Origin of the sequence: Chryseobacterium sp. BLS98 (assembly GCF_001045445.1) — a bacterium.
GTDB lineage: Bacteria > Bacteroidota > Bacteroidia > Flavobacteriales > Weeksellaceae > Chryseobacterium.
This window is the reverse complement of the sequence record NZ_LFNF01000002.1, coordinates 1-25,207: the sequence shown is the minus strand read 5'-3', so window position 1 is coordinate 25,207 and position 25,207 is coordinate 1. Positions and strand designations below refer to the sequence as shown.

Below are 25,207 nucleotides of genomic sequence, written 5' to 3'. Positions count from 1 at the left end.
CTCTTAATATTTAGTTAAAAATGCGAAAATTTATAAGTTAAATGCCTTTACTCTTGATAAATAGGTATTTCCACATAACTGTCATTGTACCATTTTATTTTCAGTGGCTCACCGGCATCCTTTATGGTTTCATCACTTACATCCTTGCCGGTTCCATAATTGATCTGCCAGCTTGGGGTTTTATTCACACCCACCAACAAAACCAGTTTGCTTCCTTTTTCTATCTTTTTACTGATGAATATTGAATTTTTTATAGGAATCTGTTCTATTTTACCAGGTTCAAGTAACTGACGGACAGCATTGTCTTTTGCATAGCTCGCTCTTACGATATGGGTTGATAGCAAAAATGTTTTTCCATCAGGCTGTATCTGGTATAAATACATATCTGTATCGAAATCTTTCTTGTTAATGGAAACATTGAAAAATCCGCCCGGGTTTCCACTGATAATAAGGTCTTTATTCAGAACTTCACTTTCGAAATAAACAGAGTTCGTAGTTTTTACACTGTCTGTTTTACTTACTTGATGATAAGTGTCTTTTTGATCCCTGTTTTTAAAATCAACGGTTTGTTCAGTGAAACTTTTCTTGGCAGGCTGATTAAAAACTGACGAAGCATCTTTACGATCCTGAAGATAGAATTTAATGGTTGAATTATGCATGTTCTCCAGAGTGGGAACATGTTTCCATGTATTGGTATTCATTACCTGAAAATTGATCCGGTCTTTTAAAATTTCAGGTTTTTTACCGTTTTTCAGGATATAATCGAACCATGAGAAAGCCAGGTCATCAATGCTTATCCTTGCCGCAGGGTCTATCGGCCGGCCGGCAACATAAGTGAATCCGAAACTTTGCGCACCACCGTGATCGTAAGGACCTATGACCAGATAGTGATTGGCATTTTTATTATATTGATGATGGGCCTTAAAATAGGATAGTGCCCCAATCTGATCATCATCATAATATCCCGTGGTCGTTAGAATAGGAATGTTGATGTTGGCAAAATCCTCTTTGTAAGGAACCATTTTCTGCCAGTTTTCATCATATCCCGGATGATCCAGCCACCTTTGAAATATCTTGTTAGGCTTCCCGCTTATGGTATCCAGAGCCCTGAATGATTTTCCGCTTTTGTACCATGCGGTATTGATGGAGTCCCATTTCTTGGCATTATTGAAATCCGCTTCATCTGTAAGCTTATTGTTCGTTACATAGTTGATCCACTGTAGCATATAGCTCATGAATATATTATTTTGGGCAGGGTAATCTATCCCGATTCCTACGGCAACCTGAGGGACAATTGTTTTTAAGGCAGGATGCAGTTTCTTTACTGCCGCCCATTGGCTGAAACCTAAGTAGCTGCCGCCTATCATTCCGACTTTGCCGTTGCTCCATGGCTGTTTGCTAACCCAGTCGATGACTTCATAAATATCCTGTGATTCATGCTCAAAAGGGTTGTTTTCATCACTACTGTTTCTTTTGCCGCGGGTATTGACAACAGCGCCAACATAATTGTAAACGGCGGCTCTTTTCCCGAAATAGGCATCGAAAGGTCCGGCATAAATGTTATTGGTAAGAATAACAGGAAGAGGGGATGTATTTTCTTTTTTTCTGACGATGGTGATGGTCAGGGTGTTTCCGTTTTTTGTTTTTAAATCTTTTGTTTCAATAATGAATTTTTCCTTATCTTTTGCTTCTACCAGCTGCATGATCTGAGGTTTAAGACTGGAATAGGTTTTATAGTTCAGATAATTTTTGCATAAAGCTAAAGCAGAGCTGTAATCTATACTGTCCTTATCTTTTTGCTTGTCCAGACTCTCTTTAAGAAGTTTTCTTGCGGCAATCACATCTCCATCAACAGCCGTATTTACTTTAGTGATCAACTGATCAGGAAGACTTTCATATTTTTTATTAAATGATTTTTCAAGGGCATCATGAAAAGGTATTTTTTCTTTTTCCTCAGCTAGTTTTGCCAGGCTGTAGAATTCATAGGCAATGAATTTGTTCCCTGCCATATTATGATCAGCAAATTCGCTCCGGTACTCTGATAAGGTAACAATAGATTTTTTATAATCCTTCGCTACCATCTGCAGTCGGAAAAGATTATCCGAAAACGTAATACTGCTTGTTTTTTTTAATTTCAGCAGTTGCGGCTGTGTCATCAGTTTTGAAGCAAGCAGCGGCATTTTTTTTTCCAGAACGACAGAGTCGGTCACTGCTGTTTTAGGGAAGTAAAATTTTTGAGCCTGCACCAGGTTAGCAAAAATTAATGCTAAAAGTATTCTAATTTTCATGTAATGGTATGTTTTTAGCTGCTTTGGAAAAAGGGTTCGGTCAAAATGTTCTTTTGAGAATTCTAAATTAAAATCTTTTCAAATTTTTAAGGACTAAATTAATCATTTTTTATCATCAGAGAGTGAAATGTAATTAATTGTTAATTTATGTTATTAAACCTTTAAAAGTTGCTTAAACAATAAGTTTTTAATATTTTCGTTAACTTATATAGACTAATCTTTTTATTCAGAAAAAGAATGAATTCAAAAAAAATCCTTCTCTCAGCTGCCGTGCTCTATTTCGGAATTTCCGAAGCGCAACAGTCACAGTACTTTACACAGAAAGAAAATTACAGGTTCAATCTCGCCGAAAATCTTTATCAGACTAAAATATACAATGCTTCCCAGTTCGAATATGCCAGACAGTACTTCTATAACCAGAATCTGTCCAAATCGAGAAAAGAAGCAGCGCAGTTTTTTGATAATGTGATCGGGGTAATTCTCCAGAAAAATCATGCGGAAGAAGGGTTAACAGCCTTCATGAAAGAATATCCGAATTCAGCCTATTTTGCCCAGGCTAATCTTCCTCTGGCGGATTATTATCTGGCTAAAAAAGATTTCGAAAAAGCTTTGGAAACACTGAAAAAAGTAAATCAGTACCAACTTTCCAAAGAAGAAAATACACAGTATATTCTGAAACTAGGCTATGCTAAGTTTATGATGGGCGATACCAAAGGCGCTACAGATGCGCTGGAAGAAGCTTATAAAACGGCTGATGAATCCCAGAAAGGAGATATTGCCTATATGCTGGGTCACCTTTACTATTCAAACAGGCAGAGCGATAAGGCTTTCCAGTATTTCGACTCTGTGAAAGACCAGCCGAAATTCTCCAAGCTGGTGCGTCCTTATTATGTGCAGATGTACTATAATGACAAAAATTACGACCAGGCTATCACCGAAGGAACAGCACTTCTGAATGAAGATATTTCAGATGCATATAAAGCGGAGGTTCATAAGATCATTGGGGAAAGTTATTTCATGAAGAATGATTACAATTCAGCGTATCCTCATTTGAAAGATTACCTGAATGTTCAGCAGAACCCTTCTGAAAATGATCTCTATGAAATGGGGTTTGTAGCCGCCCAGCTGAAAAAGTATGATGAAGCGGTTTCTTATTATAACCAGCTTATCAACAGTAATTCGGCTTTGGCCCAGAATGCTTACTACCAGTTGGGAAATGCCTATCTGGCTGTAGACAAGAAGCAGGAAGCCCTTTCGGCGTTCCGTTCTTCTTACCAGATGGACTACGATGCAAAAGTTAAAAAACTGGCGCACGAACAATACGCCAAATTGAGCTATGATATCGGAAACCCGTTTGAGAGCCCTTCTGCAGTAATTCAGAGCTATATCAACAACAATCAGAATGATGCGAATGCAACGGAAATGAGATCACTTCTTGTGAAGTCTTACTTATATTCTGGGAATTATAAAGAAACCCTTAATGCCATCGACAGACTTAAGGATTCCACTCCTGAAATCAATAAGGTGGATCAGGAGGTTTCCTATCTACTGGGAACTGAGGAATTCAACAAAGGGAATTATGACGAAGCGGAAACGTATTTCCTGAGAAGCTTAGGGTTCAATATCAATAAAGAATTTTACAACAGGGCATTGTATTGGCTAGGTCAGGTGTATTACCAGAAAGGGAATTATCCGTCTGCCATTGCCCGTTATGAAAAGCTGCTTAATGAAAATTTCCCGGAAAAACAGCAATTGCCTTATGATCTGGGTTATGCTTATTTCAAATCTAAAAAATTCGACCAGGCACAGACCTATTTCAAGCAGTACCTGAATAATCCAAAGCCTGAATTCAAAAATGATGCGGAACTTCGTCTGGCAGATATTCATTATGCCAACAATGACCTGAATGAAGCGATTGCGATTTACAATAAAAACGAAGATGCCACAGATTATACTTTATACCAGAAAGCAATGGCTTTAGGATTTAAAGGAGATACACAGGCGAAAATCAACAATTTAAAAAATCTTTTATCCAAATACCCTGATTCCGAATATTACGACGATGCCCAGTACGAAATGGGAACGGCATATGCGGCCCAGGATGATTTTGCGAACTCCAATGACGCTTTTGCCAAAGTGATCAAAACTTCTTCGGATAAAGACCTTGTTGCCAATGCATCCATTTACAGGGCACAAAATTATATCGACCAGAACCAAAGTGATAAAGCACTTTCTGAGCTTAAATCTTTAGGAGAACAGTATAAAAATACGGCTTATGCGGAAAAAATCGTTCAGGCGGCAAAACCAATTTTCACAAAGAATGGTGATGTTTCCGGGTATGAAAGCTTTGCGAAGAATATAGGTGTGAATGTAGATGCCTCTGAAATTGATGAAATCAACCTTTCTACCGGAAAACAGTATTTTACCAAGAAAGACTACAAAAATGCCATTTCTTACTACGAAAAATATTTAACTCAGAATCCTACAGGGGAAGGGCTTTATCAGGCTAAATACGAGCTGGGGGAAAGCTACTATCAGACCAACAACTCTACAAAAGCGCTTCTTGTACTGCAGGAAGTGGCTGCTGTACAGAACGATTACCAGGATGATGCACAGACCCGTCTTGCGCAGATCTTTACAGCACAGGGCAACACGGCAGAGGCTAAAAAATATCTTGAGAACATCAGGAACTCTTCCGATATCAACATTAAGAACTACGCCAATGTGGAGCTGATGAAAATATATGCCGGTGAGAAAAGCTTCTCTGAAGCTGAAAAATTAGCTAATGCAGTTATTGCCAACTCTAAAAACTCAGCTGCGGTTATTGAAACAGCGAAGGTAATTAAAGCGAGAAGCTTAATGAATTCAGGGAAAGATAAAGATGCACAGGCTGCCTATACTTCCCTTGAAAAATCATCCAACACCTCTGTGGCTGCAGAAGCTTTATATGCCAAAGCTTATTATCAGAATAAAGGAAAGGCTTTCAAATCTTCAAACGAAACTATCTTTAAGCTGGCAAACAATTATGCTTCGGAAGATTATTGGGGTGCAAAAGCCCTGGTGCTGATGGCTAAGAACTATATCGGACTGAAGGATAATTATCAGGCAAGTTATACCTGCGACCAGATCATTGAGAACTATAAGGATTTCCCTGAGATCGTGGCGGAAGCAAAAGAAGTTAAAAAGCAGATTAAAAAGTAAATGTACTACTGTATTCATGTAGAATGTATTCATGAAAAATCATCAATATGTTTTATGTAAATGCTTAAATACAAAAAATAATGAACAGAAAAATTCAATTTTTATCCATATTATTTTTAGGGTTTTCGCAGTTTGCGTTTGCCCAGATCAAGGAGGAAAAACTGATTCTTAACAAGAAGCGGGAACCGGAAGTGAAGAAGATCGAGAAGAAGAAGACTTCTGTGGAAACCATTAAAAATTATCCGCCGGAAGAAAAATCCCAGAACCCTGTAAAATATACCATTACGGATGTGCCTGCGGTTTCGGATTTTAAAACTTCAACCATTCAGGGACAGGATGTGACCCCGAAATTTGAAGGGACGGCTCAAAATAATTACCTGCAGTTCGGAATGGGGAACTTCGGAAAAATCCTCGCAGACGCCAATATTTCCAAAACCCTTGAAAATAAACTGGAAGTAGGGGCAGATTTCCATTTCCTTTCCACTTTGGGTCTGAAAAAGGAATATGCCTGGGATTCCAAGCAGAGTTCTACAGCAATCGGGGCTTACTTAAATTCATACGGCGAAAAAGGGAAATTCAACCTGAATGCACAGTATGGACTGGATAATAACAGGTATTACGGAATTTATGCCTTAGAGCCTGCTGCAGATGTAGATTTGAAGCAAAGAGTGAATCAGTTCAAAGTGAACGGATACTATGATTTTTATTCGAATGAGATCTTAAATGATGTAAGGGTAAAATCCTCTTTTCTGAAAGATCATTTCGATGCACAGGAAAACCAGGTTTCCATTTTGGCGAACCTTTCGAAGCATGCAGTGGAGATCGGGAAATCAGGAATTAATTTAAATGCAGATCTGGGAGTAGGAATCGAAGCTGTGAAATCGGAATTTGCGATCAGGGATAAAAATTCATCCAATTTCTTCAATACAACTTTAGATCCGAAAGTGACTTTCACAAAAGGGGATTCCTATTTAATGCTGGGATCTACATTCTCTTTCCTGAATGCTAAAAATTCCAGCGATATAATCGGAGGAGAAGTAAAAAATAATAAAACTTACTGGTTTCCACAGGCTGAGTTCCAGTTTGCCGCTGCCAAAGAATTTAAATTCTACGGAGGAGTAGACGGCGGTTTGAAGCTTAATACATATGGGGATCTTTTGCAGGCGAACCCATTCATCGTTTCTGACCAGTTTTTAACTCCTACAGAGACTAAATATCATTTTTATGCAGGTTTGAGAGGTGATATTGATGAAACCTTCAAATATGACTTCTCTGCAGGCTATGGAAAGATCAACAATATCATGTTTTTCCAGGCCAATAACCTGTTTGATAATACCTATACTCTGAACCGTTCCGCCTATAATTTTGCCAATACATTCTCAGCGGTGTATGATGATGGAAATGTAAGCGATATTAAAGGTAGTGTACAGTATTTCCCTCTGGAGAACCTGATTTTGGACGCAGAGTTAAAGTTTACAAAATACGATCTTAAAAATTACAAGGATATTTATAATGTTCCTTTGTTTAATGCAAGTATCGGAGCGAAATATACCATGCTGGATAAAAAACTACTGTTAGGATTCAAAGGGATTTTCGCGAGCGACAGAACGACGAATTCTTTTGCCATTGAAGGAGTTGCTAATCCGGACCTGATGTACCAGTCTACGGAAAACAGGAATGATAAAGTAGGAGGGTATGCAGATTTAAACCTTTCTGCAGAATATAAATTTCATAAAAACTTCAGTATTTTCGCCATCGGAAATAATCTTCTGAACTCGAATTACCAGACGTATAAAGGTTATAAAGTACTGGGTGCACAGATTCTTGGAGGGGTGAAAATTACCTTCTAAACTTTAAGATATTCAATAAAATAAAAGCCTTACATTATTCGATGTAAGGCTTTTTTATATCAAACTTTTATTTTGAACTTATTAACATAGAGTAAGTTGTTAAGAGTATTGAGAGAACCTTAAATTCATTCTCCTTAATGGTTTAAAAAGAAATCTTTTTAAGGCTTAAATACTTCTATCCATTACTTGTCTTTGACAGTTGGCAGAACGTCATTCAATAAAGTCACCAGCATTTTTCCAGGCTCTTCCCAGGGAATCAGATGGGCTGAATTCTCAAACCAGATTCCTTTTTTCGCAGGAGCTTTTACATTTTGCAGCCACGTGTGGGTAGGCTCGGAAGGAGTGGTGTAATCGTGGCGTCCCATAAACATAAAAACAGGAATCGGGAAGTTTTTTACCCCTTTAAAATCAACATTTAAAAATTCGGGCAGCAGTTTTCCCAATGTAAAAAGACTTCCTGCACCAAGGGCATCAAGATCCTTTTCCGAATATTCCGAGAAGAGAAGAGGGGCCTGAAAATAATATCTCGAATTGTTTCTGAATGCAGTAAGCCCGCCATAATATTGCGGCCACTTCCTTGCAATGATGATTCTTTCTCTGGTTATCGGCTGATTTCCGGGATAGGGTGAAATGGATTTCAATTCTTTGATAGCTGCATCATTTTTTAAACGGGTAGCTTCTTTTAAAGCATACTCTACACTCAAACGCTCATTATCTCTTGTGTTGATGATCTGCCCGATGCCTACATATGAATAAAACAGATCGGGTCTTTTCAATGCTGCATTCATGCAAACAATAGTTCCCCAGCTGTGCCCCATCAGTATCACTTTTTTCTTTTTGTATTTTTTCTCAATGTATTCAGCCAGCTCAATAGCATCTTTTACATATTGGTCGATATGTATGGTATTCCCTAAATTAGCGGTGTCATTAATAGCATAGGTTTTTCCGGCGGCTCTCTGATCATAGTTCACCACCGTAAAATATTCCTCAATAGGTCTCTGGAACATCCACATGACAGGACTGACAGGTGAAGCCGGACCTCCATGGACGAACAGGATAATGGGATTTTCTTTATTCTGTCCCCTTACATATACCTGCTGTTTTATATTTCCTATAGTGACAGGATAGCTTTCCTGGATGCCATTGGGCGAGACTATAGAGTCGAGGTCCCTGATGATTTCTTTAGATTTAGCATATTCATCATTGGATGGGGTATTCTGTGCAAAGGAAACAGCCGTCCAAAACAACAAAAAGGCGGATAATATTTTATTTCTCATAATTTTTGGTCTGTAAATTCTGAAATATGTTTTCCTATAGGTCCGGAATTCATTTTGAATGTTACAGCTTCTTTTTAATTAACTGAATTTTAACTATTTGTAATGATCAGTTTCTTTTGCAGGGTATTGAAGCGGCTGCACTGTCAATGATTTTTGGAATTAAACTTTTACCAGACTTTATAAATTGTAAAAAAATCAGTATTTTCGCACTCGGAATCATAGGAACGGTATTGAGATTGATCATTATTTACTACTGATGAAAACGGCTGCATAGTTTAATGGATAGAACTTCGGATTTCGGCTCCGACAGTGAGGGTTCGAATCCTTCTGCGGTCACAAAGTAAGCAACCAAAATAAGCTAAAATACTGTAAATATTAATGTTTGCAGTATTTTTTGTTTTAGCTCAGGTATTAAAAAAAATCAAAATAGGTCACGATTTATATGTCCTATTTCGTGTCCCATTCCGAAAATTACAGTAATTCTGTCATGTGATCTCGACAGTATTCTCTTTGAACCAATCTCTTGCTGACATTGATCGAATTTTAATGTACATAATAAAAAAATTGACAATAAAGCTTAGAGTTTATTTTAAACCATTGTTTATCAGTTTTTTATTGTTGGAGGGACAATTGGATCATGTCATGGATTACCAACATTAAAAGTATATTACTGACCTAAAAATCCTAAAGGAATTTTAGGAACCAATCAACCGCCGATTTTGAAGCGATATTAAAGTGCTGGATATAAGGGGAAAAGTGTCCGTCGGGAATGGTGACCAATTCTTTGGGCTGTAAGGCTTTCTCATAGGCATCTAAGCAAAGGTCTGTAGGTGTGATAATATCACGTAGCGCAACGATAAAAAGGATAGGGGAGCTGATGCGAGACAGATATATACTTGGTTCATACATGCGACTATATTCAGTAGTCCGAAGCGTTACTTCGTTGCGGAAAGTTGAAGACAATTTAAACGCTCCCATATAATACTCTAAGGCATCATTTGTCGGATAAAGTGGATTTTCGTTCTTTTCGCCTACAAGTTTTCTCATCATAGGTTCTTCACCCCGAAGACGATTAAGCCTATCTTGTGCAACAATATCCCAATAAGCTGGTTCATTTTCGATGGACATTCTTCTCTGTGCTGAACGGAAGCCACTAATCGTAGGGACCTGTGATACGATACACTTGACTCGTTTATCTGTTGCTCCAGTCACTATGACGTGCCCACCGGAGAAGCTTGTTCCCCAGATCCCTATTTTATTCTTATCAACTTTATCTAGTGTGCAGGCATATGTAATGCTGTTTTTGTAATCATCAATCTGAGAAAATGGATTGATCTCCTGTCGTGGATAGCCATCACTTTCGCCCAAATTCTGGTAATCAAAAAGAATGACGACAAAACCGTTTTCTGCAAATTTCTCTGCAAACTTGTCAATGTACGCTTCTTTGGTAAGTCCAAAGCCATGCGCCATTATAATTGCAGGACATTTTCCGTCTTTTTCTGGAATGTACTGCAATGCGCAGATTTTCACTTGCTCACTCAGGTAATTTACTTTTTCCGTTCTATACTTGTACATAAGACTAATTTTTTATACTCCATTTCTTGAAACATATTACGGTTTGAGGAAGTTGAAGCGGTATAATTTATTGTCCAGCAAAGTTATTGGGAAGCAAAGAAAAACTATTGCCGTAAAGGCTCTATGTTTTGTCGATTTGGTCCGTCGTCTCGGTTCGCATAGATGAAGGGGTTTTGTGAAAGTGTTTTCTAAAGGACTTATCAAATTGGGAAAGTGTGTTAAAACCACATGCAAATGCGATTTCAGAAATACTTTTATCTGTGTGGGACAACAATACACGGGCATCCGATAATCTACGAGTCCGTATCCATCTGGCAGGGGAAGAACCGAAAATACTGTTAAACTCACGCTTAAAAACAGATAAACTGCGATTTGACAACCGGGCAAGCTGGTCGATGGTATAATTTTCCTTATAGACTTTCTCCATCAAATCCGACAAATCACTACTTTGCTGTCCGATAGAATTAAAAAAATCCTTAGAATTTGGATTCCTTTTTATAATGAGGTAAATAAGTTCCACTACTTTCAATTCAAGAAGGGCGCGGGTATTTTCGTTTTCTTTGATATAACTAAAATACTGGGTTACAAAACTGTCCATAATCCTGTTTTTATCAAGTATTAGCATTTCTGGGGGTAGCCAGTGGGTTTGATGGATACTGTTTAACAGTAAATTTGCCTGCCTAATCAACGCCTTATTAAAATAGATAACAATTGCTTCAAAGAAACCATCTTCTGCAAGATATTCAGTCATTGTATATACACCCTTTTTTAGGAGTAAAATTTGATTATTGTTTACCTCCAGTATTTTCTCATCATGGAATATAATCTTTTTGCCTTTTGTAACAATAACAAATGCGTTTTCCTGCATCAGTATAAGTTGTTTGGTAGAAACGATATTCGTCTTCCACTTCGCAAACATTAACTTGTCATCTTTTAAAATTTTTTCTTTTGGAAATGTTTTCACTCCTATAATATTTTGTCCAAAAATAAACATAAATTAACTGTGCTATCAGCTTTATCGATTACTGAAAATAAGTTGCTTCTATATATTGTAAAAATAGCTGCTTCTAACCCTATCTATCTGTTGAAAATACTTCATAGCTACCGCTTTTGATAAGTCTGTGCAGGTGAAGGGCGAAATCTGGCAATTACATGGCAATTTGTAATATAAAACTTACTTTGGATACGTACATTCAAAAAGATACTTGGGACTGTTCCTGCCTACACCAGTACTGGAGTATTAGAAGTTGTAAAAATAGTTTGAAATTAAGCTCAAATAGTTCACGGTATCTTTACGGACTACTATAGGAATTCACCAAATAACCGTAAATTAGTTCAATATTTCCCAAACAATGAGACATAGCATATTATCTTCCGAATTCAGTTCTTCCCAAGAATTAATGAATAAACTGTACCAGAACGGGATCAGAAAAACATATCAGGAAGGAGATGTTATTTTGGATGAAAATGCTTCCATACGTTCCATTCCGATTGTAATGAAAGGATTGTTAAAAGTAATCCGGACGGAAGAAGATGGGCGGGAGATCTTACTCTACTACATCAAAGCAGGTGAAAGCTGCATAATGTCGTTTCTCGGAGGGATGCACAATGAAAAAAGCATCGTAAAAGCCGAAGTGGAGGAAGAATCCGAAATTCTTTTTTTACCCATGGATAAAGTTACTTTATTCATCAAAGAATACCCGGAATGGCTGGATTATATTTTCAGGTTGTATCATAAACGTTTTGAAGAATTATTGGATATCATCAATGCTATTGCCTTCAAAAAAGTGGATGAAAGACTACTGAATCTTCTCGGTAAAAAATCTGAAATATCCCAATCCAAAACCATTATTATTACCCATGAACAACTTGCTAATGAATTGGGAACAGTCAGGGTAGTCGTGTCAAGACTTCTGAAACAGCTTGAAGATTCCGGTCAATTGAAATTGGGAAGAAACAAGATCACCCTTTCCGATTCTATTTAACTTTTGTTGTGTAACAAAAGTAGCGGTACAGATTACCGGATATATCCATTTTTGCTTCATAAAAGTTGAAAAATGGAAATTTTTGGATATGTAGCATCGGTTTTTATAGGCATTTCTTTAGGGTTAATAGGTGGCGGCGGCAGTATTCTTACCGTTCCTGTTCTGGTATATTTGTTTGGTATTGATGCTTTTCTCGCTACAGAATATTCCCTTTTCATTGTCGGAATCAGCAGTTTGGTTGGTTCTTTTTCTTATTTTAAAAAAGGTCTGGTTGATCTGAAAACAGTTTTCGTTTTCGGAATCCCGTCCATTATTTCCATTTTTCTGACACGGAATTACCTTTTACCTTTAATTCCTAACGAAGTATTTCATATCAACAATTGGGTGATTACCAAAGATATGTTTTTACTCTTGATCTTTGCCGGTTTAATGTTGGTTTCTTCCTATAAAATGATACAGAAAAGTTTAGAATTGAAAACTGAAACCGTTCATTCAGTAAAAAGCAAGATAATTTTGGCCGCAGGAGAAGGCTCAATTGTTGGTATTCTGACTGGTTTGGTAGGTGCAGGAGGCGGATTTATGATTATTCCGGCATTAGTCAATCTGTTAAAAACGCCTATGAAAGTTGCTATCGGAACTTCTCTAGTCATTATTTCTTTGAATTCGCTGATCGGATTTTTTTCATCAATGAATCATCTTAAAATCGAATGGGGTTTCTTGGGAACAGTCTCTGCAATTGCCATTACTGGCATCCTCATTGGAGCACAATTATCCAAAAAAATTGATGGTAAAAAACTAAAACCTGCGTTCGGATGGTTTATTCTGGCGATGGGAATTTATATTATTATTAAGGAACTTTTTCTTTAACAATTCTTATGTAACAAAAGTGGCTGTAGGAGCAAAATGAAAAATAGAAATTTGCAGTATATAAAATAATAAAAATGAAAATAGAACAGATTTATACAGGATGTCTGGCTCAGGGAGCTTATTATATCGTTTCTCAGAATGAAGCAGCAATCATTGATCCCCTAAGAGAAACCTATCCTTATATTGAAAGATTAGAAAAAGATGGTGTAAAGTTAAAATATATTTTTGAAACCCATTTCCATGCAGATTTTGTAAGCGGTCACATCGATCTGAGCAAAAAAACAAATGCGCCAATCGTGTACGGACCAACAGCAAATCCTGAGTTTAAAGCTATCATTGCTAAAGACGGAGAAATCTTTGAAATCGGGAAAATCAAGATTAAAGTTTTACATACTCCTGGACATACGATGGAAAGCTCTTCCTTCTTATTAATCGATGAAAATGGGGCGGAAAAAACACTTTTTAGTGGTGACACTCTATTTTTGGGAGATGTCGGTCGTCCTGATTTGGCTCAGAAAGCAGCGAATATGACCCAAGAAGAGCTGGCAGGACTTCTTTATGATAGTTTATACCAAAAAATTCTGCCTCTGGACGATGAAGTTGTCGTTTATCCGGCCCACGGAGCTGGTTCTGCCTGTGGAAAGAATATGCAGAAAGAAACAGTAGATACATTAGGAAATCAAAAGAAGACCAATTATGCGCTCAACCAAAAAGATAAAGAAAGCTTTATAAAAGCCATTACAGATGGGCTTCTTCCTCCGCCAGCTTATTTTGGGATGAATGTTACGATGAATAAACAAGGGTACGACAGTTTTGATGAGGTACTGTCTAAGGGTCTCCACAGTCTTTCTCCTGAAGAATTTCAGGAAATGGCAGAGCATTCAGGAGCTTTGATTCTTGATGTTAGAAATAATGATGAGTTTGCAAAAAGTTTTGTTCCTCAATCCATTAACATAGGATTAGACGGCGATTTTGCACCGTGGGTCGGAGCTTTGATTGTAGATGTAAAACAACCAATTTTATTAATTACCGATGAAAATAATGAGGAAGAGACGGTTACGAGATTGAGTAGAGTAGGGTTTGACAATGTTTTAGGTTTTCTGAGAGGCAGTTTTAAAGCCTGGAAAAACAGCGGAAAAGAAACGGATACGGTAAACAGAATTTCCGCACAGCAGTTTGAAAATGAAATTAAAAATAAAAAGGTTACAATTATCGATGTTAGAAAAGAAAGCGAATATCAGGCAGAGCACGTTGATGAATCCTACAATAAGCCTTTAGCCTACGTCAATGAGTGGATTAATCATATTGAACCGACCGAACATTTTTATCTTCATTGTGCAGGTGGTTATCGAAGTATGATGGCGGCGAGCATTCTTCTGGCAAGAGGTTACCGGAATTTTACCGAAATTGAAGGCGGATTCAATGCAATCACACAAACCGGTGTTCATAAAAGCGATTTCGTTTGTCAAAGTAAAATGTTAAACTCAATTTAAACAAAAATAATTAATGTTAGATTTAATAAAAGAACCCTGGCCGTGGTATGTTGCAGGTCCGCTCATCGGTCTTACCGTTCCCGTACTATTAATTTTAGGCAATAAATCTTTCGGGATCAGTTCATCATTGCGTCATATCTGCGCAGCCTGTATTCCGGCTGATATTGATTTTTTTAAATATGACTGGAGAAAAGAATTGTGGAATTTATTTTTTGTCTTCGGAATTTTCTTCGGCGGAATGATTGCTGCCCATTTTCTGATGAATCCCGGAGAAATTACAGTCAATTCAAACCTTAAAACCGAATTGGCAGCCTACGGAATTACAGATTACAGCAACCTCGTTCCTGTTCAATTAATGAATTTTAAAAATCTTTTAACCCTAAAAGGTTTCATAACAATGGTCGGGGGCGGATTTTTGGTAGGATTCGGAACCCGATACGCAGGAGGTTGCACCAGCGGACATGCGATAATGGGACTTTCCAATCTTCAATGGCCGTCTTTAGTAGCAACAATCTGCTTTATGATCGGCGGTTTTTTAATGGCAAATGTGATTTTGCCCATCATTCTTTCACTCTAAATGTATTTAATAATGATAAAAGAAACAGATATACGTCACCAAGATACCATTTGTACCAACGAAAGTCAAATTCAGCACAAATGGTATCACAATTTGAAATACCTTTTGGTAGGAATTTTATTCGGAATCGTGTTTGTAAAAGCTGAAATTATCAGTTGGTTTAGAATCCAGGAAATGTTTCGTTTGCAGTCATTTCATATGTACGGCGTGATTGGAAGCGCAGTTGTGACTGGGATGATTTCCGTCTGGCTGATTAAAAAATTCAAAATAAAAACCATTTACGGAGAAAAAATTTCAATTGCTCCTAAAACTTTTAACAAAGGACAAATTTACGGAGGTTTAATCTTCGGATTTGGCTGGGCCATTACAGGCGCTTGTCCGGGACCTCTTTTTGCACAGATCGGAATGGGAGCTTTTGCAGTTATTATTACTTTGCTGAGTGCTGTTTTCGGAACCTGGGTGTATGGATATTTCAGAGACAAGCTGCCACATTGATAGTATTTAAAAAAGCTTAATGTAACAAAAGTAGTGATACATCTTTAACCTAGTTCTGAAATTTAAAGTTTAACATTAAAAATTTAATCTACAGTTTTCAGCATATTTATGATAAAAACCTTGCACAGGCGGGCTATTTGATTGGTGGTCAGACAAAATGCCTGTAATGGGCGTCATCCCTTTATAGTCTTTTCTTTGGAACAAGATTTCAGTAAGCAATCTTTATTTCAATATCTTTACAATGCAATCGATCTCTGACCTCAATCCTTATTCCACTTCCCACTGCATGTACCATTCTGACCTTGAATTGTGGTCATGTTGATGAGTGAATTTCTCAAGGCTTTGCCATAGGTCATAAGTATCACCCAAGGCTTCTTTCAATTGATCTAATGTTGGAATTTCATCCTTATTGTTAAATATACTTTTCATGCATTCAAAAAGTTTTAAAGGAGTTTTTTAATAAAATTCAAATAGATTTTTATTTTAACGACTCGGTTTACGCAGTATAAATTGAGTCGAATTTAATGAATTTCAGACTCTTAAGGATTATTTCTTAGCAAATTTTTTAGCTCCTTCATTACTGCCTTTAAAAGTGACATAACATCCTAGTACAAACCCGAAATTATACCAATTACCATTATTGGCAACTTCATAGACGGTGATATCTTTTTCAAATAAGCTTAGCACAAAAGAAACGGGAGAGATTATGCCTTGCCAAAATCCGTGTAAAAACCCGGCATTTGTTGAATGTATGCAGCTTGATAGATCGTGTGTTGTAGCACAGCTTCCCAGTAAAAACAGCAGAAGCAGTAAAAATAATTTGGGATTCATAAGTTTTGATTTCTTTATCTAATATAAAAGTATTTTCTTGTAAATGAAGTTCAGAAAAATCCCGATAATATTCCATAAGTAGATAGGAATAGCGGCTACCTTTTCTCTTCATTTCCGTTATAAGATCCTCAAGATAATCAGTAGAGGCCAGCTATAAATTGTGGGAATATGTTCATTCTTTCCCCTTATGTCTAAATATACGTCATTTCTTTAAGCAATGGAAACTAGAAATAATTATAGAAGAGAAATAACTCTCAGTATAAAATTATTCCCTAACCATTATGAATCAAAAAAATCCTCAAAATATCCAAAGACATTATCATCTTTTGTTAAAGATTAGCGATACGTGTCAGTCTTTCTATATCTTTCAGCTCTATTTTTCTTCCTTCCATCACAATAAGCTGCTCTTCCCTAAAATCATGCAGGATACGGGCTAATGTTTCCCTTGCTGTCCCTACCATATTGGCTAAGTCAACACGGGATAATGTAATATATACATTTTCTGCAATATTATTTTTTGATTTGTATTTATTATGAAGAATCAATAAGCTAAGTGCAGCTCGCTCCCTGACAGTTCGTTGGGATAAAATAGTCATCAGGTTAGCCATTACACTAAACTCATGGCTCAGGCTTTTGAGAAGAAATTTAGAAAAGACTTTCGATTCTTCAAGAATATGCAAAAAATCTTCTTTTGGGATAAACGCGATAATAGAACTTTCAATGACCTGAGTGGTATCGCCGTAAGAATAATTACTTAAGATGGCTGAATATCCAAAAAACTCCCCGGCATTATAGATATAAATAATCTGCTCCCTTCCGTCATTGTCAACCTTATATTTTTTTACCTTTCCTTCTTTCAAATAAAAGATACCATTAGGAATAGTCCCTTCAGTAAATATAGCATCGTTTTTACGGTAGTTTTTAATCTGCATCACTTTTTGAAGCATTTCTTTATCGTATGTTGAAAGCTCCTCAAAAAGATATTGATTATTAAAAATAAATTTTGAAATCATGATTTACTAATTTACACATTTTTACCCTAACTTAAATTTGACTTAAATCACATTTATAAAAGATTTACATCCTTCCTATTCCTTTATAAAGCTTCTAATTTTGTAGGCATAACAAACCAGAACTAATTAATGGAATATTTGGAATCTCTAAAAAATATTGGAATTGTACCCAATAAAGAAGTCTATTGGAATTTATCTGTCTCACAGCTGATTTCACAAACCTTAAAACAAAATCAGGGGATTATTACAAGTTCAGGAGCCTTGGCTTGTGATACAGGTGAATTTACAGGCCGTTCACCAAAGGATAAGTTTATCGTTAAGGATAATACAACCAAGGACTCTATTTGGTGGGGAGAGGTTAACCATCCTTTTATACCGGAAGATTTTGACAGATTGTATGATGATGTTATTATCCATCTTTCTGGTAGAGATATTTATGTCAGAGATGCCTATGCCTGCGCCAAACCTGAATACAGACTGAATATAAAGGTTATCACTGAAACGCCATGGGCCAATTTATTTGTTAATAATCTGTTTTTAAGACCGGAAGCAAAGGAATTGGAAACATTTCGGCATGAATGGTTGGTTCTTAATGCTCCGGATTTCAAAGCTGTTCCCGAGATCCATAAAACCCGTCAGCATAATTTTACAATCATCAATTTTACAAAAAAAATAATCCTTATTGGGGGAAGTGCTTACACCGGGGAAATCAAAAAAGGAATTTTTACCGTACTAAACTATATCCTTCCTTTTGAGAAAAATGTACTTTCCATGCACTGCTCGTCCAATGTAGGAACCACTGGTGATACCGCTGTATTTTTTGGACTTTCCGGAACAGGAAAAACGACTCTTTCTGCAGATCCGTCAAGACAGCTGATTGGAGATGATGAACATGGATGGGATCATGAAAGTGTATTTAACTTTGAAGGGGGCTGTTATGCTAAATGTGTTAACCTGAGTGAGGAAAAAGAACCGCAGATATTTTCTGCCATACACTCTGGAACTTTGCTTGAAAACGTGCGCTTTTTTGACGGAACCGATATTGTAGATTATGATAATGTTTCCGTAACAGAAAACACAAGAGCTGCTTATCCCATCGACTTTATTGAGAATGCGGTACATCCTTCCATAGGGAAAACACCCAATAATATTTTCTTTTTAACCTGCGATGCTTTTGGAGTTCTTCCTCCGATATCGAAACTATCAGTAGTACAGGCGATGTATCATTTTATTTCCGGATATACTGCTAAGGTGGCAGGAACTGAGGCTGGAATTACGGAACCTCAGACCACATTTTCGGCGTGTTTTGGAAAACCTTTTTTACCGCTCCATCCTACAAAATATGCAGAACTGTTAGGAAAGAAGTTAAAAGATAACAACATCAATGTATGGCTTATTAATACCGGCTGGTCTGCTGGTGCCTATGGTACCGGGGAACGTATCAAACTTGCTTATACCAGGGCTATGATTTCGGCGGTACTTGAAAATAAATTGGACCACGTAGATTTCGTACAGGATGCCGTATTTGGACTGCAGATGCCCGTAGAGTGCGAAGGAGTTCCTTCCGAAATTCTAAACCCTAAAAATACCTGGGATGACCAGTTGGCATATGATGAAAAAGCATTACACCTTGCCACCCAGTTTGCAGAAAACTTTAAATCGTTCGTGTCTTTCGCCGATGAAGAAACAATAACAGGAGGACCCTTAGTCTAAAAATGACATTAACTCATTGAATAAATATATAAATTAAAAAAAGAACTGTAAGAATGAACATTCCAGAAAACCTCCTGTACACTGAAGATCACGAGTGGGTTCGATTAGAAAACAATACGGCTTATATCGGAATTACCGATTTTGCTCAGCATGAATTAGGAGATATTGTCTATGTTGAAATTGAAACGTTGGGAGAAAATTTAAAGCAACATGAAGTATTTGGGACAGTTGAAGCTGTGAAAACAGTATCAGACCTGTTTTTGCCTCTTGCCGGAGAAATACTGGAAATCAATCCGAAATTGGAAGCCAGTCCTGAATTGGTCAATTCAGACCCTTACGGGGAGGGATGGATGGTTAAAATTAAGGTGGAAAATCTTTTTGATGCAGAAGGATTGTTAAGATCTGGTTCATACGCATCCTTAATAGACTTATCATAAATGGGAACTGTAAAACTAAAGAAAACGGCATTTAATGTCATCCATCATACTCTTGGAGGGAAAATGGTAGAATTTGCAGGCTATGAAATGCCTGTTCAATACAAAGGCATAACACATGAACATGAAGTGGTTAGAAATAATGTCGGGGTTTTTGATGTGTCTCATATGGGAGAGATCTCAATACAGGGGAAAGGCTCTTTGGAACTTATTCAAAAAATCACTACTAATGATATCTCAAAACTTTATCCCGGAAAAGTACAGTACAGCTGTATGCCCAATGATACCGGAGGTATAGTTGATGATCTCTTGGTTTATAAAATAAACAAAAATGATTACCTATTGGTGGTTAATGCTTCCAACATCCAAAAAGATCTGGAATGGATCATAAGATATAACTCTTTTGGAGCGAAGGTAACCAATATTTCGGATTCCGTTTCTTTATTAGCTGTTCAGGGACCAAAATCGATAGACGTTTTACAGAAGTTGACGGATATCAATTTGAAGGATATGGAATATTACACATTCACCATAGGTGAATTTGCCCATATTCCAAATGCTTTGGTTTCCGCAACAGGATATACGGGAGAATCCGGGTTTGAAATTTATGTAGAGAACAGATATGCAGCTCACTTATGGGAAGCCATATTTGAAGCCGGAAAAGATGAAGGTATTGAACCTATCGGACTGGCGGCAAGGGATACCCTGCGTTTGGAAATGGGCTATTGCCTTTATGGAAATGATATTGATGATACAACTTCTCCCTTGGAAGCAGGATTAGGATGGATCACAAAGTTTACAAAAGACTTTGTGTATAGCGGATTTTTAAGCATCCAAAAAGAAAAGGGAGTCACTAAAAAATTGATAGGCTTTGAAATAGAAGATAAAGGAATTCCCCGTCACGGTTATGAAATATGTGATAGTAGCCATCAAATTATTGGAGCGGTAACCTCCGGAACTCTTTCACCTACACTAAAAAAAGGGATAGGGATGGGTTATGTTGCAGCTGATAGCTCTAAGATTGGAAATGAAATCTTTATCAATATCAGAAATAAGGCGGTCAAAGCTATTATTGTTAAAACTCCATTTATTAAAAAATAGATCCATTTACAAATAAATCAGATTAATAATCATATGCTTGTTCCTAAGAACCTTTATTATACGGAAAACCATTTGTGGCTGAGAAAAATCGGATTATACGATTTTTGTGTTGGAATTACAGATTTCGCTCAAAAGGAAATAGGAGAAATTCACCTTGTTGAATTTAATTTGCAGAAAAAAAACTTAAAAAAAGGAACTGTCTTTGGGATTGTTTATGGAATCAATAAAACTTTTCAGTTGGTTGCTCCCTGTCACTCAAAAATTATGGAAGTTAATCAAAATATAGCTGTAAAGCCTTCCCATATTAATACAGATCCTTATAACTGTTGGTTTTTAATTTTTTCTACCTACATATCTACGAATGAGCTTTTAACTTATGAGGACTATATACAAATAATAAAATGATTTTTAAACAGCTTAGAGAGAATATGGATGTAAAGGATGCCGTTTTTAATGAACTTTATCCTCTCAATATAAAAGCGGCAGCGGAAAGACACTGGACTCCAGTAACGGTTGCCAAAATGGCGGCAGAATATCTGGTAGAAGAGTCCGGGAAAAAAGTACTTGATATTGGGGCAGGGGCTGGAAAGTTTTGCCTGGTAGGTGCAGCTTCTACCAAAGGATTTTTCTATGGTGTAGAGCAAAGAGCTTCACTTACTAAAATATCAAGGAAAATAGCAGATCGACATAATATCACCAATGTAGAATTTATCAACTCCAATATCAATGAAATTAATTTTTCCGATTTTGAGGCCTTCTACTTTTTCAATTCTTTTTTTGAAAATATAGATACCTCTAATCCGATTGATGATTCGATACTTCCTGATAAGAATTTATATGATATTTATTCAGGTTATGTAAAAGAACAATTAGAAACAACTCCTGTCGGAACCCGCTTGGTTACGTATTGGAGTAAGTGGGACGAAATTCCGAGAAGTTTTGATCTGGTAGATTCAGCCTGTAACGGATTTTTAAGCTTTTGGAAAAAAGTATACTGACTTTACTTAAAAAAGGAATAACAGTTTCGAAAAAATTAAATTTGTAATTACAACTAGCGATAATAACAAAACATGAAAAAAGTAACAGGCATTGACGGAATATTTTTTTAATACAAAGATCCAAAAGCATTGAAAGAATGATATAAAAAACATCTTAGGATTGATGCCATGAATATGGTGCAACTTTCAACTGGAAAGATATTGCTGATACCAATCCAAAAGGCTCTTTAACATGGCACCCTTCTCCTGAAACTACCGGTTATTTTGAGTCTTTAGTAAGAGAATTTATGATCAATTATACGGTTGCCTGATCTGGAAGCTTTGGTCGAGCAGCTCAAAAAAGAAGGAGTAAACATTCTTGATGATATTGAAACATATGATTTTGGAAAATTCACTCATATTCTTGATATTGAAGAGAATAAGATAGGGTTTTGGAGCATGAATAATAATGAACCTAGATTCATATTTTAATAAAGTGATTTATTTTTTTTATAAACAGAAATACATAGGTCTGAATATTATGTATATTTTTTTGGGGTATTGCTACAATTTTTAGCAATACCTTTTTGTAATTGATTTTGTTTACAATTATAGGATATTTGAAATCAAAACTTTCCAATTATCATCATTTTTAGCTCTCCTTTTACTGTTGTGTCAAATCTGTTAAGTATAGACCTGAAGCTATCAAGCCATGCATTTATTTTTTCTACGATATAAGTTTCTTATAAAGTTATTCATCAATAATGGTCATTTATCTGCATCGGAATTTCTTTTATTGTGCAATTATTCCCAATTGTAAAACTTTTGAACGTAAATTCGAAGCATTAAATCCTGCGTCAAAATTCAAGAAAATTTCATCTAATGAAATACCTGACTTACGTAAAAATCCGTGAGCTCATCAAATGTTTTTTCTCTGGTAATCGTAAAACCCTTCTGCTGTCGGAAACAATTGTAAATCAGTATTATGAAGATTTTGAACAATCGGATCTATTGGAGTGGGATCAATACAAAACCACTACTCAATAGCAATGGTTTATTATAACTTCACCATACGATGTAATAGTGCGGTAGCGAGGGAGATATATTATATTTGAATTTCCATTATTTGTGAGATTTTTTATTATATGATTTTAATACTTTTTTTAATTTAAAGGCTAAAATAACTACATTTGCTTAACCAAGACAATGCTTACATAAAAATGAAAAAATATATCCTAATATTTCTTTCTCTATTTCTTATAAATTGTAGTCCTAATGAACACGACATAAAAGAGGCTGAAAAAATATCACAAAAATTTTATACTCTTTTAAAAGAAAATAATAGAGAGGAAATTTTTAAGTTATGTGGTGATGAACTTTTTAAAATGGCTTCAAAAGAACAAGTAAATCAAATGTTTGATGCTTCTTTTTCGCAATTTGGTAATGTTAAAAATGATTCTTTAATATATGAGCAGACTAATATTATAAAAGGAGCTCATTCTATAAATGAATATATATTAATTTATAATGTAAAACGAGATATCAAAAATACCCAAGAAAAATTGACTCTTCATAAAGAAGATGATTCTATTAAAGTTGTGGGATATTATATAAGTCCTAATTAATAAAAACCGCTACTCGATGGAGTAGCGGTTTTATTATGGCTTGTTTTTTAACGTTTTAAAAAAATTATAATTTCCTGAGCTGTCTTGTCGATAAATCTGATAATCCTCAGAGTTTTTTGCCTTATAGATTGAGTCGCTCACTTTTAGATCATCCTTATTCTCACTACCTACATATATTATACATAAAGAATTAAATTCTTTTTCTCCTTCAAATTTCACTTGTAGATAACCTTTTCCTCGTCCTACATATCTCAAAGATCCAACTTTCCCAATTAGTTCACTAGAATATGCTTTCTTCGTTTGATTATGCTTAGCAATAAAAAAAACTATAATAATAGCTAATAATAGTGTGAAAAAAAGTAAAATGTTACGCTTAGATAATTCCATATTTATTAAAATTTATTTTACTTTCATCGCACCTGAATAATCTGCAACACGCACTTTGCCATCAAAGCCAAATCCAATTCTTGTATTTGATACAGTCACACCAGCACCACCAGAAACTACTGTAGCACTTCCTCCTACAGAAACTCCTCCAAAGGTAGTGAACCACCTATTTCCGCTTAATGGAGCTTTAGGATCAAAGCTGACAGCAACGCCTCCATTAATACCAACTCCTTCTAGTACAGAAGCCTTAACATATGCTTCAGTTCCAACTACAGAATTTAAATCCATATCAGAAACTTTACCAGAAAATCGACTACTAAAGAAATTATAATCAACTTCTCCGCTAGCTCCAATTAAAACACCTGTACTAAAGGTATTTCCTGGATCAAAATAAATTCCTGCGTCTTTTCCTCTTGTAATTACTTCAAGTCCCATAGTAGCTCCAACTTCTAAACCGCCTCCAGCAGACGTACTAGTGGTAAATCCAAATCTGTCAGGAACTAAAAATCTTGCTAAAGGGCTATTCCATGAACTAGTTTTTGTAACTGTAACTTCTCCTACATCATGAACTCTTCCATCAGCAATAGCTTTTCCTCCACCAGCTGTAGAATCATCATAAACATATCCGTCTGATGCATAATTTAAGTTTCCCTTCTGGGATGTATCACCCACATAGCTTCCCTTTATACCCTTATCATCTAAATCCTGCTGACTTTTAACATCATCTCTAAATTCCATTTGTTCCATAGAATTATTAAACCAACCTTTTCCTGATCTTCCATCAGGATCAATAAATCTGATTGGGTTATTGAAAGCATAAGTATATGTTGACCACCGTCTTGAGGTCTCTGCCAGCGGATCTACAACGCCCCATCTCCCAATATCCGCCATGTACATCCTCGCGCCATAATCATACATTCCAGACTCTTGCAACTCCTTGCCATTATACTTATAGTTTTGGTATTTTCCAGCCCCAAAATAAGCATTACCTGTTTTCAGATGATTCATACCAAAAGGATAATAATCATTGGCATCTGTTATTTCAAGAGACCCTGTGGTATTATTCTTTCCATAGCTTACCCTCACATTTCCTAAATGATCTTTATACTGGTAAATATACATTTTTCTCTGATAATCGTAAAATCCTTCTGCTGTTGGAAAGAATTGCAATTCAGGATTATGAGGATTCTGAACAATCGGATCTATTGGGGTGGGATCAATATCAACAGGAGGACCAATTGTAAATGCCTGCACTTCTAATGCCCGTTTTGTATCCATAGGAGCCATAGAGAATAGGTCTTCAGATGCCCCGCCACCTGAAGATGTTATATTCAGATACTGGAAACCGTCAAGATAATCAGTGATTTCTTTTGTCCAGGTTGTTCCGGCAACTCCTATCATTGTTTTTGTGCTTTCTTTTCTTAGTTTGATTCCATCTGCCCCATATTTTGTTTTGATCTGTGTGGTTATCGGATCAAGGCCGATATCCACAGTATTAGGAAGGTTCAGGTAATTGTA

The 25,207-nt window shown here is 36.3% G+C and carries 24 protein-coding genes and 1 tRNA gene; 16 read left to right on the top strand and 9 right to left on the bottom strand.

The window, feature by feature from the left end:
• Window positions 1-47: 47 nt before the first annotated feature.
• Complete coding sequence (locus ACM40_RS05040; RefSeq protein WP_083996793.1) at window positions 48-2,288, bottom strand: CocE/NonD family hydrolase; 2,241 nt, start codon at window positions 2,286-2,288, stop codon at window positions 48-50.
• 237 nt (window positions 2,289-2,525) lie between these two features.
• Here ACM40_RS05040 and ACM40_RS05035 point away from each other — a divergent pair, with 237 nt between their 5' ends.
• Complete coding sequence (locus tag ACM40_RS05035; RefSeq protein ID WP_048501765.1) at window positions 2,526-5,489, top strand: tetratricopeptide repeat protein; 2,964 nt, start codon at window positions 2,526-2,528, stop codon at window positions 5,487-5,489.
• Between the two features lie 80 nt (window positions 5,490-5,569).
• Complete coding sequence (locus ACM40_RS05030) at window positions 5,570-7,339, top strand: TonB-dependent receptor (RefSeq protein WP_048501764.1); 1,770 nt, start codon at window positions 5,570-5,572, stop codon at window positions 7,337-7,339.
• Between the two features lie 182 nt (window positions 7,340-7,521).
• Here the strand turns inward: ACM40_RS05030 and ACM40_RS05025 are convergent, their stop codons facing one another.
• Window positions 7,522-8,616, bottom strand: a complete 1,095-nt coding sequence (locus ACM40_RS05025) for an alpha/beta hydrolase (protein WP_048501763.1) — start codon at window positions 8,614-8,616, stop codon at window positions 7,522-7,524.
• 264 nt (window positions 8,617-8,880) lie between these two features.
• Here ACM40_RS05025 and ACM40_RS05020 point away from each other — a divergent pair.
• Window positions 8,881-8,952: transfer RNA gene (locus tag ACM40_RS05020), tRNA-Arg, on the top strand.
• A gap of 348 nt (window positions 8,953-9,300) precedes the next feature.
• Here the strand turns inward: ACM40_RS05020 and ACM40_RS05015 are convergent.
• Together ACM40_RS05015 and ACM40_RS05010 are read right to left on the bottom strand one after the other, a co-directional pair.
• Window positions 9,301-10,191 carry an alpha/beta hydrolase gene (locus tag ACM40_RS05015; protein WP_048501762.1) on the bottom strand — a complete coding sequence of 297 codons (891 nt, stop codon included), beginning with the start codon at window positions 10,189-10,191 and terminating at the stop codon, window positions 9,301-9,303.
• Window positions 10,192-10,312: 121 nt separating this feature from the next.
• On the bottom strand, window positions 10,313-11,155 hold the full coding sequence (locus ACM40_RS05010) for a helix-turn-helix domain-containing protein (protein WP_165579277.1): 843 nt from the start codon (window positions 11,153-11,155) through the stop codon (window positions 10,313-10,315).
• A gap of 388 nt (window positions 11,156-11,543) precedes the next feature.
• Here ACM40_RS05010 and ACM40_RS05005 point away from each other — a divergent pair, with 388 nt between their 5' ends.
• The 5 genes from ACM40_RS05005 to ACM40_RS04985 all read left to right on the top strand — a co-directional run bounded on the left by ACM40_RS05005 (window position 11,544) and on the right by ACM40_RS04985 (window position 15,608).
• Window positions 11,544-12,176, top strand: coding sequence for a Crp/Fnr family transcriptional regulator (locus tag ACM40_RS05005; protein WP_048501760.1), 633 nt, complete (start codon window positions 11,544-11,546; stop codon window positions 12,174-12,176).
• Between the two features lie 72 nt (window positions 12,177-12,248).
• Window positions 12,249-13,043, top strand: a complete 795-nt coding sequence (locus ACM40_RS05000; protein ID WP_048501759.1) for a sulfite exporter TauE/SafE family protein — start codon at window positions 12,249-12,251, stop codon at window positions 13,041-13,043.
• Between the two features lie 74 nt (window positions 13,044-13,117).
• Window positions 13,118-14,536 (top strand): MBL fold metallo-hydrolase, encoded by a 1,419-nt coding sequence (locus ACM40_RS04995; protein WP_048501758.1) that lies wholly within the window; start codon window positions 13,118-13,120, stop codon window positions 14,534-14,536.
• Between the two features lie 13 nt (window positions 14,537-14,549).
• Window positions 14,550-15,113 carry a YeeE/YedE family protein gene (locus ACM40_RS04990; RefSeq protein ID WP_048501757.1) on the top strand — a complete coding sequence of 188 codons (564 nt, stop codon included), beginning with the start codon at window positions 14,550-14,552 and terminating at the stop codon, window positions 15,111-15,113.
• A 12-nt stretch (window positions 15,114-15,125) separates the two neighbouring features.
• Window positions 15,126-15,608 (top strand): DUF6691 family protein, encoded by a 483-nt coding sequence (locus tag ACM40_RS04985; RefSeq protein ID WP_228376140.1) that lies wholly within the window; start codon window positions 15,126-15,128, stop codon window positions 15,606-15,608.
• 267 nt (window positions 15,609-15,875) lie between these two features.
• On the opposite strand, the gene ACM40_RS20495 is transcribed toward ACM40_RS04985, so the two are convergent.
• The 3 genes from ACM40_RS20495 to ACM40_RS04975 form a co-directional block, all read right to left on the bottom strand.
• A complete protein-coding gene (locus tag ACM40_RS20495; RefSeq protein WP_165579276.1) occupies window positions 15,876-16,037 on the bottom strand; it encodes a hypothetical protein in 162 nt (53 codons plus the stop codon).
• Window positions 16,038-16,154: 117 nt separating this feature from the next.
• The gene (locus tag ACM40_RS04980; RefSeq protein ID WP_048501755.1) at window positions 16,155-16,439 is read right to left on the bottom strand and encodes a hypothetical protein; all 285 of its coding nucleotides are present in this window, start codon (window positions 16,437-16,439) and stop codon (window positions 16,155-16,157) included.
• 329 nt (window positions 16,440-16,768) lie between these two features.
• Window positions 16,769-17,452, bottom strand: a complete 684-nt coding sequence (locus ACM40_RS04975) for a Crp/Fnr family transcriptional regulator (protein WP_048501754.1) — start codon at window positions 17,450-17,452, stop codon at window positions 16,769-16,771.
• A 129-nt stretch (window positions 17,453-17,581) separates the two neighbouring features.
• On the opposite strand from ACM40_RS04975, the gene pckA reads away from it, so the two are divergent.
• From pckA to ACM40_RS04940, 8 genes are all read left to right on the top strand, one after another.
• Window positions 17,582-19,165: a phosphoenolpyruvate carboxykinase (ATP) gene (gene pckA / locus ACM40_RS04970; protein WP_048501753.1), complete on the top strand. Its 1,584-nt coding sequence runs from the start codon at window positions 17,582-17,584 to the stop codon at window positions 19,163-19,165.
• A 53-nt stretch (window positions 19,166-19,218) separates the two neighbouring features.
• Window positions 19,219-19,602, top strand: coding sequence for a glycine cleavage system protein GcvH (gene gcvH, locus ACM40_RS04965; RefSeq protein WP_048501752.1), 384 nt, complete (start codon window positions 19,219-19,221; stop codon window positions 19,600-19,602).
• On the top strand, window positions 19,603-20,700 hold the full coding sequence (gene gcvT, locus ACM40_RS04960; protein WP_048501751.1) for a glycine cleavage system aminomethyltransferase GcvT: 1,098 nt from the start codon (window positions 19,603-19,605) through the stop codon (window positions 20,698-20,700).
• 33 nt (window positions 20,701-20,733) lie between these two features.
• A complete protein-coding gene (locus ACM40_RS04955; protein ID WP_048501750.1) occupies window positions 20,734-21,105 on the top strand; it encodes a glycine cleavage system protein H in 372 nt (123 codons plus the stop codon).
• Window positions 21,102-21,698, top strand: a complete 597-nt coding sequence (locus ACM40_RS04950; RefSeq protein ID WP_048501749.1) for a methyltransferase domain-containing protein — start codon at window positions 21,102-21,104, stop codon at window positions 21,696-21,698. The genes ACM40_RS04955 and ACM40_RS04950 overlap by 4 nt, the downstream gene beginning before the upstream one ends.
• Before the next feature lie 303 nt (window positions 21,699-22,001).
• Window positions 22,002-22,169: a VOC family protein gene (locus ACM40_RS20730; protein WP_228376139.1), complete on the top strand. Its 168-nt coding sequence runs from the start codon at window positions 22,002-22,004 to the stop codon at window positions 22,167-22,169.
• 390 nt (window positions 22,170-22,559) lie between these two features.
• Window positions 22,560-22,724, top strand: a complete 165-nt coding sequence (locus ACM40_RS20490) for a hypothetical protein (RefSeq protein WP_165579275.1) — start codon at window positions 22,560-22,562, stop codon at window positions 22,722-22,724.
• Between the two features lie 173 nt (window positions 22,725-22,897).
• Window positions 22,898-23,302: a hypothetical protein gene (locus ACM40_RS04940; RefSeq protein ID WP_048501748.1), complete on the top strand. Its 405-nt coding sequence runs from the start codon at window positions 22,898-22,900 to the stop codon at window positions 23,300-23,302.
• Window positions 23,303-23,335: 33 nt separating this feature from the next.
• Here the strand turns inward: ACM40_RS04940 and ACM40_RS04935 are convergent, their stop codons facing one another.
• Both ACM40_RS04935 and ACM40_RS04930 read right to left on the bottom strand, forming a co-directional pair.
• Window positions 23,336-23,689, bottom strand: a complete 354-nt coding sequence (locus tag ACM40_RS04935; RefSeq protein ID WP_048501747.1) for a hypothetical protein — start codon at window positions 23,687-23,689, stop codon at window positions 23,336-23,338.
• A 12-nt stretch (window positions 23,690-23,701) separates the two neighbouring features.
• Window positions 23,702-25,207: RHS repeat-associated core domain-containing protein (locus tag ACM40_RS04930; protein WP_048501746.1), on the bottom strand; the 1,506-nt coding region annotated here is incomplete at its 5' end.